This window comes from gamma proteobacterium symbiont of Lampromicra miyakona, from assembly GCF_059730895.1.
The window spans coordinates 3,145,468-3,161,729 of sequence record NZ_AP035932.1 but is presented as its reverse complement, the minus strand read 5'-3'; the positions used below and the strand labels follow the sequence as shown (position 1 = coordinate 3,161,729).

General features: G+C 55.8%; 16 protein-coding genes. 15 read left to right on the top strand and 1 reads right to left on the bottom strand.

Going from position 1 to position 16,262, the window contains the following annotated elements; genetic code table 11:
* Window positions 1-14: 14 nt before the first annotated feature.
* A complete protein-coding gene (map, locus tag AC6I8P_RS14905) occupies window positions 15-809 on the bottom strand; it encodes a type I methionyl aminopeptidase (protein WP_021507491.1) in 795 nt (264 codons plus the stop codon).
* Between the two features lie 317 nt (window positions 810-1,126).
* Between map and rpsB the strand changes: the two genes are divergently transcribed.
* From rpsB to rnhB, 15 genes are all read left to right on the top strand, one after another.
* Window positions 1,127-1,846 carry a 30S ribosomal protein S2 gene (rpsB, locus tag AC6I8P_RS14900; RefSeq protein ID WP_031279692.1) on the top strand — a complete coding sequence of 240 codons (720 nt, stop codon included), beginning with the start codon at window positions 1,127-1,129 and terminating at the stop codon, window positions 1,844-1,846.
* Between the two features lie 180 nt (window positions 1,847-2,026).
* Window positions 2,027-2,878 carry a translation elongation factor Ts gene (tsf, locus tag AC6I8P_RS14895; RefSeq protein ID WP_021507489.1) on the top strand — a complete coding sequence of 284 codons (852 nt, stop codon included), beginning with the start codon at window positions 2,027-2,029 and terminating at the stop codon, window positions 2,876-2,878.
* Between the two features lie 153 nt (window positions 2,879-3,031).
* Window positions 3,032-3,757: a UMP kinase gene (pyrH, locus tag AC6I8P_RS14890; protein ID WP_010616191.1), complete on the top strand. Its 726-nt coding sequence runs from the start codon at window positions 3,032-3,034 to the stop codon at window positions 3,755-3,757.
* Between the two features lie 148 nt (window positions 3,758-3,905).
* Entirely contained in the window at window positions 3,906-4,463 is a 558-nt protein-coding gene (frr, locus tag AC6I8P_RS14885) for a ribosome recycling factor (RefSeq protein WP_021507488.1), read from the top strand.
* Between the two features lie 115 nt (window positions 4,464-4,578).
* Entirely contained in the window at window positions 4,579-5,781 is a 1,203-nt protein-coding gene (gene ispC, locus AC6I8P_RS14880) for a 1-deoxy-D-xylulose-5-phosphate reductoisomerase (RefSeq protein WP_498030697.1), read from the top strand.
* 165 nt (window positions 5,782-5,946) lie between these two features.
* Window positions 5,947-6,699: a (2E,6E)-farnesyl-diphosphate-specific ditrans,polycis-undecaprenyl-diphosphate synthase gene (ispU, locus tag AC6I8P_RS14875; RefSeq protein WP_058759529.1), complete on the top strand. Its 753-nt coding sequence runs from the start codon at window positions 5,947-5,949 to the stop codon at window positions 6,697-6,699.
* Between the two features lie 18 nt (window positions 6,700-6,717).
* Complete coding sequence (gene cdsA, locus AC6I8P_RS14870; protein ID WP_010616187.1) at window positions 6,718-7,575, top strand: phosphatidate cytidylyltransferase; 858 nt, start codon at window positions 6,718-6,720, stop codon at window positions 7,573-7,575.
* Window positions 7,576-7,587: 12 nt separating this feature from the next.
* Window positions 7,588-8,937, top strand: coding sequence for a sigma E protease regulator RseP (rseP, locus tag AC6I8P_RS14865; RefSeq protein WP_058759530.1), 1,350 nt, complete (start codon window positions 7,588-7,590; stop codon window positions 8,935-8,937).
* A 51-nt stretch (window positions 8,938-8,988) separates the two neighbouring features.
* Window positions 8,989-11,400, top strand: a complete 2,412-nt coding sequence (gene bamA, locus AC6I8P_RS14860; RefSeq protein ID WP_021507483.1) for an outer membrane protein assembly factor BamA — start codon at window positions 8,989-8,991, stop codon at window positions 11,398-11,400.
* Between the two features lie 113 nt (window positions 11,401-11,513).
* Window positions 11,514-12,011, top strand: coding sequence for a molecular chaperone Skp (skp, locus tag AC6I8P_RS14855; protein WP_021507482.1), 498 nt, complete (start codon window positions 11,514-11,516; stop codon window positions 12,009-12,011).
* 3 nt (window positions 12,012-12,014) lie between these two features.
* Window positions 12,015-13,040: a UDP-3-O-(3-hydroxymyristoyl)glucosamine N-acyltransferase gene (gene lpxD, locus AC6I8P_RS14850; protein ID WP_264441618.1), complete on the top strand. Its 1,026-nt coding sequence runs from the start codon at window positions 12,015-12,017 to the stop codon at window positions 13,038-13,040.
* Between the two features lie 194 nt (window positions 13,041-13,234).
* A complete protein-coding gene (gene fabZ / locus AC6I8P_RS14845) occupies window positions 13,235-13,690 on the top strand; it encodes a 3-hydroxyacyl-ACP dehydratase FabZ (RefSeq protein ID WP_013507953.1) in 456 nt (151 codons plus the stop codon).
* A gap of 3 nt (window positions 13,691-13,693) precedes the next feature.
* Entirely contained in the window at window positions 13,694-14,482 is a 789-nt protein-coding gene (lpxA, locus tag AC6I8P_RS14840) for an acyl-ACP--UDP-N-acetylglucosamine O-acyltransferase (RefSeq protein ID WP_021507480.1), read from the top strand.
* 3 nt (window positions 14,483-14,485) lie between these two features.
* The gene (lpxB, locus tag AC6I8P_RS14835; protein ID WP_058759532.1) at window positions 14,486-15,634 is read left to right on the top strand and encodes a lipid-A-disaccharide synthase; all 1,149 of its coding nucleotides are present in this window, start codon (window positions 14,486-14,488) and stop codon (window positions 15,632-15,634) included.
* Window positions 15,627-16,253 carry a ribonuclease HII gene (gene rnhB, locus AC6I8P_RS14830; protein WP_058759533.1) on the top strand — a complete coding sequence of 209 codons (627 nt, stop codon included), beginning with the start codon at window positions 15,627-15,629 and terminating at the stop codon, window positions 16,251-16,253. The genes lpxB and rnhB overlap by 8 nt, the downstream gene beginning before the upstream one ends.
* Window positions 16,254-16,262: the final 9 nt, after the last annotated feature.

The window sequence follows — 16,262 nt, the reverse complement described above, 5'->3', positions numbered from 1 at the left end:
CCTGATGACGAGCGTTACGCGTTGTTTTCCAGCACCGCTGGAATAGTGTCGTCGGCGCGCAGCGTCAGGATTTCACAGCCGTTTTCCGTCACCACAATAGTATGCTCATACTGTGCGGACAAGCTGCGATCTTTGGTTTTCACCGTCCAGCCATCTTTCATGGTGCGGATGCGATAATCACCGGCGTTTACCATCGGTTCGACGGTAAACGTCATGCCAGCCTGCAGCACCACGCCGCTGTCGTCGGCATCGTAATGCAGCACCTGCGGCTCTTCATGGAAACCTTTACCGATGCCGTGTCCGCAATACTCGCGCACCACGGAAAAATCCTGAGCTTCCACGTATTTCTGAATCGCCCGGCCCAGTTCACGCAGGCGAATGCCCGGCTTCACCAGACGCAGCGCAATGTACAGGCTCTCCTGCGTAACCCGGCACAGGCGCTCACCCTGAATCGTCGGTTTGCCGACGATGAACATCTTTGACGTATCGCCATGGTACTCATCTTTGATCACCGTGACGTCGACGTTAACGATATCCCCGTCTTTCAGCACGCGATCGTCGCTGGGAATACCGTGACATACCACTTCGTTGACCGAAATACACACCGATTTCGGGAAGCCGTGGTAGCCGAGACAGGCTGAAATGGCCTGCTGCTTTTCGGTGATGTGCTGGTGGCACAGACGGTCAAGCTCGCCGGTGGTGACGCCCGGCACGACGTGTGGAGCGATCATCTCCAGCACTTCTGCAGCCAGACGGCCCGCCACGCGCATTTTTTCGATTTCTTCTGGGGTTTTGATTGAAATGGCCATTAAATAATCCGCAATCGCCGCAATTTTCGACAATAATGAGTTCTGTGGCAGTCATGTTAGCAGTCAGCAAATGGGCTGCCAAATCGGGATTACAGCCTGCCGCTCATGCTAACAACTGTTGGCGTATTCCTGCGCATTGTGGTATAAAGCGCGCCGACGATTCTCTGTCACCTCGTATGAGAGGGCAGGAAACGCATAAATCTCATTATGTGTACTAAAACACACATGTATCGACACGTACGCCGGGGTGCCTCGTAAGAGGTCGGTTGTATGGGATACATGGAGGCCCAACCCCAAACAAACTTTTAGAGGTAATCATGGCAACTGTTTCCATGCGCGACATGCTCAAGGCTGGTGTTCACTTCGGTCACCAGACCCGTTACTGGAACCCAAAAATGAAGCCATTCATTTTCGGTGCGCGTAACAAAGTTCACATCATCAATCTTGAGAAAACCGTACCAATGTTCAACGAAGCCCTGGCTGAGCTGAACAAGATCTCTTCCCGTAAAGGTAAGATTCTGTTTGTTGGTACCAAGCGCGCTGCTGCCGAAGCGGTAAAAGAGTCTGCACTGAGCTGCGACCAGTTCTTCGTTAACCACCGCTGGCTGGGTGGTATGCTGACCAACTGGAAAACCGTTCGTCAGTCAATCAAACGCCTGAAAGATCTGGAAACTCAGTCTCAGGACGGTACTTTCGACAAACTGACCAAGAAAGAAGCACTGATGCGTGCTCGTGAGCTGGCCAAGCTGGAAAACAGCCTGGGCGGTATCAAAGATATGGGCGGTCTGCCGGATGCACTGTTCGTTGTTGACGCTGACCACGAACACATCGCAATCAAAGAAGCAAACAACCTGGGTATCCCGGTATTTGCTATCGTTGATACTAACTCTGATCCAGACGGCGTTGATTTCGTTATCCCAGGTAACGACGATGCGATCCGTGCTGTAAGCCTGTACCTGACTGCCGTTGCCACTACCGTGCGCGAAGGCCGTTCACAGGACCTGGCTGAGCAGGCTGAAGAAGCTGCTGAAGCTTAATAAGGTTCGCTCTTTCTGAGAGCCCTTAGACATCAGATGTGATCTGTTAAGGGGCCGTGAAGGCCCCTTTATTTATCTCACTTAGTCACGCACCCTGTTCGGGCTGGCGGGGCAAGTAAATTTTCCGCAACAAGTTTCTGACAGTGTGAAAGCACTGCGAGACGAATCGAGGATTCTGGAATGGCTGAAATTACCGCTGCACTGGTAAAAGAACTGCGCGAGCGTACTGGCGCAGGCATGATGGACTGCAAAAAAGCGCTGACCGAAGCGAACGGCGACATTGAGCTGGCGATCGAGAACATGCGTAAGTCTGGTGCGATCAAAGCTGCTAAGAAAGCAGGCAACGTGGCTGCTGACGGCGTGATCAAAACCAAAATCGCTGGCGACTATGGCGTGATTCTGGAAGTGAACTGCCAGACTGACTTCGTGGCAAAAGATGCCGGTTTCCAGGCCTTTGCTGACAAAGTGCTGGACGCTGCTGCTGCCGGTAAAGTGACTGATGTGGAAGTTCTGAAAGCGCAGTTCGAAGAAGAGCGCGTGGCACTGGTTGCGAAAATCGGTGAGAACATCAACATCCGTCGTGTTGCTGTCCTCGAAGGCGCAGAGCTGGGTAGCTACCTGCACGGCGCGCGCATCGGCGTTCTGGTTTCAGCGAAAGGCGCTAACGAAGATCTGATCAAGCAGATCGCGATGCACGTTGCAGCGAGCAAGCCTGAATTCGTTAAACCAGAAGACGTTTCTGCTGACGTGGTTGAGAAAGAGTACCAGGTTCAGCTGGACATCGCGATGCAGTCTGGCAAGCCAAAAGAGATCGCAGAGAAGATGGTTGAAGGCCGCATGAAGAAATTCACCGGCGAAGTCTCTCTGACCGGTCAGGCTTTCGTTATCGACCCAAGCAAAACCGTTGGCCAGGCGCTGAAAGAGCAGGGCGCTGACGTGATCAACTTCATCCGCTTCGAAGTGGGCGAAGGCATTGAGAAAGTTGAATCTGACTTTGCAGCCGAAGTTGCTGCCATGTCCAAACAGTCTTAATGGTTTGCAGGAACCGCCGAGAGGCGGTTCTTTTTTGTCTGCGTTTTGGCGCAGCAATTTTCAGTCTCATCCCAATAGCTTTTCTCACGCGCTAAGCGGATGATCGATCGGATTTAACTTCTCATTCATCTTATCTTCCAGGAAGAATTGACCATGGCGACCAACGCAAAACCTGTATATCAACGTATCTTACTGAAACTGAGCGGCGAAGCACTGCAGGGTGCCGAAGGTTTTGGTATCGACGCGAGCGTGCTTGACCGTATGGCGCAAGAGGTGAAAGAGCTGGTTGAGCTGGGCATTCAGGTGGGTGTGGTAATTGGTGGCGGTAACCTGTTCCGTGGCGCGGGTCTGGCGCAGGCAGGCATGAACCGCGTGGTCGGCGACCACATGGGGATGCTGGCGACCGTGATGAACGGCCTGGCAATGCGTGACGCACTGCATCGTGCGTACGTCAACGCGCGCCTGATGTCGGCGATTCCGCTGAACGGCGTGTGTGATAACTACAGCTGGGCAGAAGCCATCAGCCTGCTGCGCAATAACCGCGTGGTGATCTTCTCTGCCGGTACCGGCAACCCGTTCTTTACCACCGACTCAGCGGCCTGCCTGCGCGGCATCGAAATCGAAGCGGACGTGGTACTGAAAGCTACCAAGGTCGACGGCGTCTACTCAGCCGACCCGGTGAAAAATCCGGATGCCACGCTGTATGAACAGCTGACCTACGGTGAAGTGCTGGAAAAAGAGCTGAAAGTGATGGATCTGGCCGCCTTTACGCTGGCGCGCGACCATCAACTGCCGATCCGCGTCTTCAATATGAACAAGCCTGGCGCGCTGCGTCGCGTAGTGATGGGTGAAAAAGAAGGCACCCTGATTACGCATTAATACCCGACGCAGGATAAAATAAGGTATATTCTGTTGGCGCGCTGCACTGCTGTCGCGCAGCATTCAGGATGATCGATGTTTATCGATACCGTTTCCGTTCCGCTGCGTCCGGAAGTGGCCAGGTCAAACCGAATCCAAGGGTTTCAACGTGATTAACGATATTAAAAAAGATGCTGAAACGCGCATGGACAAATGCGTGGAAGCATTCAAAAACACCATCAGCAAAGTGCGCACCGGTCGTGCTTCGCCTTCACTGCTCGACGGCATCGTTGTGGAATATTACGGTACGCCAACGCCGCTGCGTCAGCTGGCCAGCGTCACCGTTGAAGATTCACGCACGCTGAAAATCAACGTGTTCGATCGCTCAATGGGTCCGGCAGTCGAGAAAGCCATCATGGCTTCTGACCTCGGCCTCAACCCAAGCTCAGCCGGTAGCGACATTCGTGTTCCACTGCCTGCGCTGACCGAAGAGCGTCGTAAAGATCTGATCAAGGTTGTGCGTGGCGAAGCCGAGCAGGGCCGTGTTTCCGTGCGCAACGTGCGCCGTGACGCGAACGACAAGATCAAGGCGCTGCTGAAAGACAAAGAGATCAGCGAAGACGACGAACGTCGCTCGCAGGACGAGATCCAGAAAATGACCGACGTTCGCATCAAGCACGTTGATGCGGCGCTGGCCGAGAAAGAGAAGGAACTGATGGAATTCTGATTCCGTCATTTGCCTGACAAAACGCCGTTCAGAGACGTAGTACGACTCTGGCGGCGTTTTACATTGTGCCCGGCGTACGCGCGGGCGCGCACCACGACTTCACAGGGACAGCACCATGAAGCGATTAACTCTGCTGGGTTCGACCGGCTCAATTGGCACCAGCACGCTGGCGGTAGTGGCGGCGCATCCTGAACGCTATCAGGTGACTGCGCTGGTGGCAGGTCAAAATGTGGCGCTGATGGCCGAACAGTGTCAGCAATTTAAACCGCGCTACGCGGCGATGTCCGACGACGCTTCCGCTGCGACGCTGCGTGAACGACTGAAAGCACTCAACATCGATACGGAAGTGCTCTCCGGCGTTCAGGCCGCCTGCGAACTGGCCGCGCTGGATAAGGTCGATCAGGTGATGGCCGCCATTGTGGGCGCTTCCGGTTTACAACCGACGCTGGCCGCCATTCGTGCCGGCAAAACCGTCCTGCTTGCCAATAAAGAATCGCTTGTCACATGCGGCCGTTTGTTTATGGAGGCGGTACGCCAGCATCAGGCGCAGCTGCTGCCGGTCGACAGCGAGCACAACGCCATTTTTCAGAGTTTGCCCGCTTCCATACAGCATCAGTTGGGGTACGCTGATCTGCGGGAGAATGGCATCGAGTCGATTCTCCTTACGGGATCGGGTGGTCCTTTTCGTGACACGCCATTAGCCGAGCTGGCCGCTATGACGCCAGATCAGGCCTGTGCGCATCCGAACTGGTCAATGGGGCGTAAAATCTCCGTTGATTCGGCCACCATGATGAATAAAGGTCTTGAATACATTGAAGCCCGCTGGCTGTTTAACGCCACCGACGCACAAATGGAGGTCATCCTGCATCCGCAGTCGGTGATTCACTCCATGGTGCGATACTGCGATGGTAGCGTGCTGGCACAGCTGGGTTCACCCGATATGCGCACGCCAATCGCCCACAGCATGGCCTGGCCGGCACGTATTACCGCAGGCGTAACGCCGCTTGATTTCACCCGAATGAAGGCGCTGACGTTTGCTGAGCCGGACTACGAACGCTATCCCTGCCTGAAGCTGGCAATCGATGCATGCGCAACCGGACAGGCGGCCACCACCACGCTGAACGCAGCCAATGAAGTCGCGGTAGCGGCATTTCTGCAGCATCAGATTCGCTTTACCGATATCGCGGCCATCAACAGTGAAGTGCTGGCAACCCTGCAGTGTCAGGAGCCGTGCAGCGTGGATGACGTGATGGAGATTGATCGGATCGCACGCGTGCGGGCCACGGCGTTGCTGCCGCGCTTTCGTTTAGCCGGTTGATGGTGGCGCTATTTGTTCGCTCAGGGTGAAAATGGTATAGTCGCTCGCTCGCGTTTTACGGCCCGACATTGTTTCGATGTCATCCGGTGAGGTTACCGGCGTTTGCCGCAGGCGCAATGTATTCAGAAACCACAGCATTTCTGATGAAAGGAATTATTACGCGTTATGTCGTCCAACAATCACAATACAATCGATGACGGGTCGTACTGCACGCCACGTCACGTGGCCATCATTATGGATGGTAATGGTCGCTGGGCAAAAAATCAGGGCAAACTGCGTATTTCAGGCCACAAAGCCGGGGTAAAATCAGTACGCCGGGCTGTCAGCTTTGCGGTCAGCAACAAGCTGGAAGCGCTCACGCTCTATGCGTTCAGCAGTGAAAACTGGAGCCGACCGGTACAGGAAGTGACGGCCTTAATGGAATTGTTTGTCTGGGCGCTCGACAGCGAAGTCAAAAGCCTGCACAAGCACAATGTGCGTCTGCGCATTATTGGTGATATCAGCCGTTTCAATAACCGCATTCAGGAACGCATTCGCCGCGCCGAGGAACTGACTCAGCAAAATGATGGACTCACCCTCAACATTGCTGCCAACTATGGCGGCCGTTGGGATATTATCCAGGGTGTAAAAAAACTGGCTGAACAGGTTCAGGAAGGACTGCTACGTCCTGACCAGATAACTGAAGAAAGTCTGGCTCCGCATCTGTGTATGCAGGAGCTGGCGCCGGTGGATTTAGTGATAAGGACCGGGGGAGAGCATCGGATCAGCAACTTCCTGCTGTGGCAGATCGCCTATGCTGAGTTTTGGTTTACCGATGTTCTCTGGCCTGATTTTGATGAACACGTTTTTGAAGGTGCACTGAATGCATTCTCTCTGCGGGAGCGACGCTATGGCGGCGCTGCACCAGGCGGCGCCTGAGCAACCTGGGGGTAACCTTTGCTGAAGTCTCGTCTGATCACCGCGTTTATTCTGATTCCGCTGGTGATCGCTGCTCTGTTTTGGTTGCCGCTGTCCGGTTTTGCGATTACCACCATCATCATCTGCATGCTTGCCGCCTGGGAGTGGGGGCAGCTGGCGGGGATGGCAACGCGTCAGCAGCGTATCTGGCTGGCGGTGCTATGCGGCCTGCTGCTGGCGGTGATGCTGTTCACCCTGCAACCCTATCAACGTAATCTGCACCAGTTCCAGATGGAGAGCTCGCTCTGGGCCTCGCTGGGCTGGTGGATTGTCGCGCTGTTTCTCGTGCTGTTTTATCCGGCCTCCGCTGCGCTGTGGCGCGCATCGCGTCCGCTGCGCCTGCTGTTTGGCGTGCTGACCGTGGTGCCGTTCTTCTGGGGCATGATGGCGCTGCGCCAGTATCACTATGACACCGACCATTTCGCCGGCGCCTGGTGGCTGCTGTTCGTGATGTTCCTCGTCTGGGGCGCGGATTCCGGTGCTTACATGTTTGGTCGTCTGTTCGGCAAGCATAAGCTGGCGCCGAAAGTCTCGCCGGGCAAAACCTGGGAAGGCTTCTTTGGCGGACTGCTGTCATCGGCGATTATCGCCTGGCTGTTTGCGCTGCTGGCCCCGCTGTCGGTGGCGCCGGGCACGCTGATTATCTGCGCCGTGATTGCCACGCTGGCCTCCGTGCTGGGCGATCTCACGGAAAGTATGTTCAAACGTGAAGCCGGTATCAAAGACAGCGGTAACCTGATTCCGGGCCACGGTGGTATCCTCGATCGCATTGATAGCCTGACAGCCGCGGTGCCGGTATTTGCCTGCCTGCTGCTGCTGGTGTTCCGCACCCTCTGAGGATAAGCGACGATGTTGAGCATACTCTGGAGTTTTGTCGCCTTTATCGTGGCGCTCGGCGTGCTGATTACGGTGCACGAGTTCGGCCACTTCTGGGTGGCGCGTCGCTGCGGTGTCAAAGTAGAACGCTTCTCGATCGGTTTCGGCAAAGCCCTGTGGCGTCGCACTGACCGCCAGGGCACGGAATACGTGATCGCGCTGATTCCGCTCGGTGGCTACGTCAAAATGCTCGACGAGCGCGTAGAGAGCGTGCCCGCTGAGCTGCGTCATCAGGCCTTCAACAATAAAACCGTGCTGCAGCGTGCCTCAATCATTGCCGCCGGTCCCATCGCAAATTTCATTTTTGCCGTGTTTGCCTACTGGGTGGTGTTCATCCATGGGGTGCCGGGTGTTCGCCCGGTGGTCGGCGAAATTATGAGCGGTTCCGTCGCGGCAGAAGCGCAAATTACCTCCGGCATGGAACTTAAAGCGGTTGACGGTATCGAAACGCCTGACTGGGATGCTGTGCGCCTGGCGCTGATCGGTAAAATCGGCGACAGCAGCGCCACGCTGACCGTGTCACAGTTTGGTCAGCAGGCGACGCAGCAGAAGCAGCTCAATCTGCGTGACTGGCAATTTGAACCGGACAAACAGGACCCGGTGGTCGCTTTAGGTATTCGACCGCGCGGGCCGCAAATCGAAACCACGCTGGCAGAAGTGCAGGCGCGTTCACCGGCAAGTGCTGCCGGTTTGCAAGCCGGCGACAGGATCGTTAAAGTCGATGGTCAGCCATTAACGCAATGGCAGGTTTTTGCGGCTCAGGTTCGGGATAATCCCGGCAAAAACATGGCGCTGGAGGTTGAGCGTAACGGTGAACCGTTAACGCTGACGCTAACGCCGGAAGCGAAACCGGGTAACGCAGCGGAAGGTTTTGCCGGGGTGATCCCGCGTGTGATCCCGCTGCCGGATGAGTACAAAACGGTAAAACAGTACGGACCTTTCGCCGCGATTGGTGAAGCCGGTGTCAAAACCTGGCAACTGATGAAGCTGACGGTTTCGATGCTGGGCAAGTTGATAACCGGGGACGTCAAGCTGAATAACCTGAGCGGGCCAATTTCGATTGCGCAGGGTGCCGGATTATCAGCTGAATATGGGGTGATTTATTACCTGATGTTCCTCGCGCTGATTAGCGTCAACTTAGGGATCATCAATCTGTTCCCTCTGCCGGTTTTAGATGGTGGACATCTGCTCTTTCTGGCGATCGAAAAGATCAAAGGTGGACCGGTGTCCGAGCGAGTTCAGGACTTCAGTTATCGCATCGGCTCAATTTTGCTGGTGCTTTTAATGGGGCTTGCACTTTTCAATGATTTCTCTCGCCTGTAATCGCTGGAACGCAGACAGGCGCGGGATGTGTTAGGAAAACGCATAACAACGATGGCGATGAAAAAGTTGCTCATAGCGTCGCTGCTGTTTAGCAGCGCCACCGTTTACGGTGCAGACGATTTCGTAGTGAAGGACATTCATTTCGAAGGTCTACAGCGAGTCGCCGTCGGCGCGGCTCTGCTCAGCATGCCGGTACGCGTCGGTGATACGGTGAATGATGATGACATCAGAAACACCATTCGCTCACTGTTCGCTACCGGTAACTTTGAAGATGTCCAGGTTCTGCGTGACGGCACCACCCTGATTGTTCAGGTGAAGGAACGTCCGACCATTGCCAGCATCACCTTCTCCGGTAACAAAGCGGTGAAAGAGGATCAGCTGAAGGAGAACCTTGAGGCCTCCGGTGTGCGCGTTGGCGAAGCGCTTGACCGCACCACGCTCTCTTCCATTGAGAAGGGGCTGGAGGACTTTTACTACAGCGTCGGTAAATATACCGCCAGCGTCAAAGCCATCGCGACGCCGCTGCCGCGTAACCGTGTCGATCTGAAATTCGTCTTCCAGGAAGGCGTCTCGGCCAAGATCCAGCAGATCAACATTGTCGGCAACAAAGCGTTCAGCTCAGACGAACTGATCTCCCGCTTCCAGCTGCGCGATGAAGTGCCGTGGTGGAACGTGGTGGGCGATCGTAAATACCAGAAACAGAAACTGGCGGGCGATCTCGAAACCCTGCGCAGCTTCTATCTGGATCGCGGTTATGCGCGTTTCAATATTGATTCCACGCAGGTGAGCCTGACGCCGGACAAGAAAGGCATCTACATCACCGTCAACATCACTGAAGGCGATCAGTACAAGATTGCCGGCGTGATCGTCAACGGCAGCATGGCGGGCCACTCGGCGGAAATTGAGCACCTGACGCAGATTCCAAACGGTGAGCTGTATAACGGCACCAAAGTCACCCAGATGGAAGATGACATCAAGAAGCTGCTGGGCCGTTATGGCTACGCCTATCCACGCGTGGTGACGCAGCCGGAAATCAACGATGCGGATAAAACCGTTAAGCTGCACATCAACGTTGATGCCGGTAACCGTTACTACGTGCGTAAAGTGCGTTTTGAAGGTAACGACACCTCGAAAGATGCCGTACTGCGCCGCGAAATGCGTCAGATGGAAGGCGCATGGCTGGGCAGCGACCTCGTCGATCAGGGCAAAGAGCGCCTGAACCGTACCGGTTACTTCGAAACCGTGGACGTTGATACCCAGCGCGTTCCGGGCTCGCCAGACCAGGTTGACGTGGTTTACAAAGTCAAAGAGCGTAACACCGGTACCTTCAACTTTGGTGTGGGTTACGGTACGGAGAGTGGCGTCAGCTTCCAGGTTGGCGTGACCCAGGAGAACTGGCTCGGCACCGGTAATACCGTCGGCATCAGCGGTACCAAGAACGACTACCAGACTTACGCAGAATTCTCACTCACCGATCCGTACTTCACGGTGGACGGTGTGAGCCTCGGCGGCCGCCTCTTCTACAACGACTTTAAAGCGGATGATGCTGATCTCTCCGACTACACCAACAAAAGTTACGGTGTGGACGGTACGCTCGGCTTCCCGGTTAACGAAAACAACACGCTGCGCGTCGGCTTAGGTTATGTGCACAACGACCTGTCCAACATGCGTCCGCAGGTGGCGATGTGGCGTTACCTTGACTCGGTGGGTCGTCATCAGGGGCTGAATGATGACGGTGATTTCTCTGCGGATGACTTCACCTTCAACTACGGCTGGACGTACAACACGCTCGATCGTGGTTTCTTCCCGACGCGCGGTAACCGTACCAACCTGAACGGTAAAGTGACCATCCCGGGCTCTGATAACTCGTTCTACAAAGCGACGCTGGACACCCAGCAGTACGTGCCGCTGAACCGTGATGGCACCTGGGTGGTGCTGGGTCGTGGCCGTGTTGGCTACGGTGACGGACTCGGTGGCAAAGAGATGCCGTTCTATGAGAACTTCTACGCCGGCGGTTCCAGCACCGTGCGTGGCTTCCAGTCCAACACCATTGGTCCGAAAGCCGCTTATCTGAACGATCGTTCGTCGAGCTGTAATCTGACCGATCCGGACGGCATCTGTAAGTCTGACGATGCGGTGGGCGGTAACGCCATGGCGATCGCCAGCCTTGAGCTGATTACGCCAACGCCGTTCCTGAGCGAAAAATATGCAAACTCAGTACGTACCTCGGTATTTATGGATGCCGGTACCGTCTGGGATACCAAGTGGCAGAACACCGCGGAAACCCGCGCGGCGGGCATTCCGGACTACAGCGACCCGAACAACATTCGCGTCTCTGCCGGTCTTGCGCTGCAGTGGATGTCGCCACTTGGACCACTGGTGTTCTCCTACGCACAGCCAGTGAAAAAAGTCGAGGGAGACAAAGCAGAACAGTTCCAGTTTAACATCGGTAAAACCTGGTAAGGTTCTGAGCACGGAAGCAGAGTCGTAGTACGGCATCGCGCCGGCGCCAGACGGGAGCCGGACGATGCCAACACTGTGTCGCTGACACAAACGTTGATGGTAAGGAGTTTATAGTGAAAAAGTTGTTGTGTGCCGCAGGTCTGGGTCTTGCTTTAGCGGTTTCCGCGGGCGTTCAGGCTGCTGACAAAATTGCAGTGGTAAACGTGTCCAGCATTTTCCAACAGTTACCGCAACGTGCGACCGTTGCTAAACAGCTGGAAAACGAATTCAAGGGCCGTGCCACTGAGCTGCAGAGCCAGGAGCGCGATCTGCAGACTAAAATGCAGAAACTGCAGCGTGATGGTTCAACCATGAAGGCCAGCGACCGCAGCCGCATGGAAAAAGACATCATGTCACAGCGCGAAGCATTCTCGACGAAAGCGCAGGCTTTCGATCAGGATAACCGCCGTCGTCAGATGGAAGAGCGTAACAAACTGCTGAGCCGTATTCAGGACGCAGTGAAGAAAGTGGCGGACAGCGAAGGGTATGACGTGGTAATCGACGCCAATGCCGTTGCCTATGCTTCTAACGCGAAAGACATTACTGCTGACGTGCTGAAACAGGTTAAATAATCGATGTCATCAATTCGACTGGCTGATTTAGCCCAGCAGTTGGATGCAGAATTGCACGGAGATGGCGATATCGCCATCTCCGGCATTGCTTCTATGCAATCCGCCACCCCTGGTCAAATCACTTTTCTTGCCAACAGCCGCTACCGCGAGCAGCTCGCACAGGTTCAGGCCTCAGCCGTGGTGCTGACGGAAGCGGATCTGGAGTGGTGTAAAACCGCCGCGCTGGTGGTGAAAAACCCTTACCTGACTTATGCCCGCATGGCACAACTGCTGGACACCACGCCGCAGCCCGCGCAAAATATCGCGCCCAGCGCCGTGATCGATCCGAGCGCGAAGCTGGGGAGCAATGTCTCGGTGGGCGCTAACGCGGTCATCGAGTCCGGCGTTGAGCTGGGTGATGACGTGGTGATTGGCGCCGGCTGCTTTGTCGGCAAGCGCACGCGCATTGGCCGTGGTTCCCGTCTGTGGGCCAACGTTACGGTTTATCATGAGATTCAGATGGGTCAGGATTGTCTGATTCAGTCTGGCACCGTGATTGGTGCCGATGGTTTCGGTTATGCTAACGACCGCGGCAACTGGGTGAAAATTCCTCAGCTGGGCACCGTGGTGATTGGCGATCGGGTAGAAATTGGTGCCTGTACCACGATCGATCGCGGTGCGCTGGATAACACTCTGATCGGCAATGGTGTTATCATAGACAACCAGTGTCAGATTGCGCACAACGTCGTGATTGGTGATAACACCGCGGTTGCCGGTGGTGTGATCATGGCGGGTAGTCTGAAGATTGGGCGTTACTGTATGATTGGCGGAGCCAGCGTCATTAACGGCCATATGGAAATCTGTGACAAAGTGACGGTAACCGGCATGGGCATGGTCATGCGTCCCATCACAGAGCCTGGGGTATACTCATCGGGTATCCCGCTGCAACCCAACAAAACCTGGCGTAAAACGGCAGCGCTGGTGATGAACATCGATGACATGAGCAAACGCTTAAAAGCCATCGAACGCAAGGTCGGCAAAGACGACTGAGCACATCCCGGCTCTACCCGCTTTCATAATAAAGCAGCGTACCTTCTTTCACCTCGGGGTTAACCAGAGTGCGGCAGCAGGTATCATGGTAAGCGAAACGCCACTGAACTGATTTGCGGCCTGCGAAAGATCATTTTGATCGGTGCAGGCCGTGTTATTGTTGCCATCAGATTTTTTAGGACAGGAAGAGTATTTTGACAACTGAAACGCATACTCTGAAAATTGAAGAGATTTTAGAACTGCTGCCGCACCGCTACCCGTTTTTGCTGGTTGACCGCGTGCTGGAATTTGAAGAGCATAAATATCTGCGTGCGGTAAAGAACGTTTCTGTTAATGAACCGTTTTTCCAGGGACACTTCCCTGGTAAACCGATTTTCCCAGGCGTTCTGATCCTGGAAGCGATGGCGCAGGCGACCGGTATTCTGGCGTTTAAAAGCGTTGGAAAACTGGAACCGGGCGAGCTGTACTATTTCGCCGGTATCGACGAAGCCCGTTTCAAGCGTCCGGTAGTGCCGGGCGACCAGATGATCATGGAAGTCACCTTCGAGAAGACCCGCCGTGGCCTGACGCGCTTTAAAGGCGTGGCAACCGTAGACGGTAAGATTGTCTGTGAAGCGACCATGATGTGTGCCCGTAGCCGGGAGGCATAATTAGTGATTGATTCAACCGCCAGCATCCATCCAACGTCCATCATTGAAGAAGGTGCGGTGATCGGCGCCAACGTCCAAATCGGTCCGTTTTGTGTTGTCGGAGCGAACGTGGAAATTGGTGAAGGCACGGTGCTGAAATCGCACGTGGTGGTGAATGGCCACACGCGTATCGGTAAAGATAACCAGATCTACCAGTTCGTTTCGATTGGCGAAGTGAATCAGGATCTGAAATATGCCGGTGAACCGACCCGCGTTGAAGTCGGCGATCGCAACCGCATCCGCGAGAGCGTCACCATTCATCGTGGCACCACGCAGGGTGGCGGCCTGACCAAAGTCGGCAGCGACAACCTGCTGATGGTCAATGCGCACATTGCTCATGACTGCGTGATCGGCAATCGCTGTATTCTGGCCAACAACGTAACGCTGGGCGGCCACGTTACCGTGGATGATTTTGCCATCATCGGCGGCGTGACGGCGGTGCACCAGTGGTGCACCATTGGTGCCCACGTGATGGTAGGCGGTTGTTCCGGCGTCGCGCAGGACGTGCCGCCGTATGTGATTGCGCAGGGCAACCATGCCACGCCGTTCGGTGTCAATATCGAAGGCCTGAAGCGTCGTGGCTTCAGCAAAGAAGCACTGCACGCCATTCGTAACGCGTACAAGCTGCTGTACCGCAGCGGTAAAACGCTGGATGAAGTGAAGCCGGAGATTGAAGAACTGGCCAAACTTCATAGCGAAGTGCAGCCTTTCTACGACTTCTTTGCCCGTTCTACCCGTGGATTGATTCGTTAATTCATGTCAGTGCGTCCCTTAACGATTGCCCTGGTCGCCGGAGAAACCTCCGGCGATATTCTTGGTGCCGGATTGATTCGTGCGCTGAAAGCGCGCCATCCTGACGCGCGCTTCGTTGGCGTTGCCGGTCCGCTGATGCAGGCCGAAGGCTGCGAAGCCTGGTACGAGATGGAAGAGCTGGCGGTAATGGGCATCGTTGAGGTGCTTGGCCGCCTGCGCCGTTTGCTGCACATCCGCAAGGATTTAACCCAGCGCTTTACCGAGCTGCGGCCGGATGTCTTCGTCGGCATCGATGCCCCGGATTTCAACATCACGCTGGAAGGCAACCTCAAGCGTGCCGGCATTCGCACCATTCATTATGTCAGTCCCTCCGTGTGGGCCTGGCGACAAAAGCGCGTGTTCAAAATTGGCCGCAACACCGATCTGGTGCTGGCGTTTCTGCCTTTTGAAAAAGCGTTTTACGATCGCTACAACGTGCCGTGCCGCTTTATCGGGCACACCATGGCCGATGCGATGCCGCTGCAGCCGGACAAACTGGCCGCGCGGCGTGAATTAGGCATCGCTGACGATGCGCTGTGCCTTGGCCTGCTGCCGGGCAGCCGTGGCGCGGAAGTGGAGATGCTCAGCGCCGATTTCCTGCGCGCTGCACAGCTGCTGCGCCAGCGCTATCCGGCGCTGGAGATCGTGGTGCCGCTGGTTAACGCGAAGCGGCGCGCGCAGTTCGAGCAGATTAAAGCCAGCGTCGCGCCGGAATTGCCGATGCACCTGCTGGATGGCAAAGGGCGCCAGGCGATGATCGCCAGCGACGCGGCGATTCTGGCTTCCGGCACTGCAGCGCTGGAGTGCATGCTGGCGAAATGCCCGATGGTGGTGGGCTATCGTATGAAGCCGTTCACCTTCTGGCTGGCGAAGCGGCTGGTGAAAACCCCGTACGTTTCGCTGCCTAACCTGCTGGCCGGCCGTGAGCTGGTGCAGGAGCTGCTGCAGGAGGAGTGCCAGCCTGCAGCGTTAGCCGCGGCGCTGGAGCCGCTGCTGCATGCCGGTCCGGAGCGTGACGCGCTGCTGGCCACTTTCACCCAATTGCATCAGCAGATTCGCTGGAACGCCGACGAACAGGCGGCGGATGCGGTACTGGAGATTGCCAATGGCTGAATTTATCTATCCTGATGCCCGGCTGATTGCCGGCGTTGATGAAGTCGGACGTGGCCCGCTGGTCGGTGCCGTGGTGACCGCCGCCGTGATCCTCGATCCAGCGCGGCCGATTGCCGGCCTGGCGGATTCCAAAAAGCTGTCTGAAAAGCGCCGCCTTGCGCTGTTTGATGAAATCAAAGAGAAAGCGCTGGCGTGGAGCCTGGGCCGCGCTGAACCGGAAGAGATCGATCAGCTGAACATCCTGCACGCCACCATGCTGGCGATGCAGCGCGCGGTTGCCGGTCTGCATATTGCACCGGATTTTGTCCTGATTGATGGCAACCGCTGTCCGGCGCTGCCGATGCCGTCGCAGGCGGTGGTGAAGGGCGATAGTCTGGTGCGGGAAATCAGCGCCGCCTCGATTATTGCCAAAGTCACGCGCGACCGTGAAATGGCCGAGCTGGACCTGCTGTTTCCGCAGTACGGTTTCGCCCAGCACAAAGGCTATCCGACCGCGCTGCACATGGAAAAACTGACGCAGTTTGGTGCCACACCTCACCACCGCCGCAGCTTTGCGCCGGTGCGTAACGCCCTGATTGATGCTGATGTGCTGGCCGCGCGCCAGCCGACTACGCTTTAATAGCCTGAC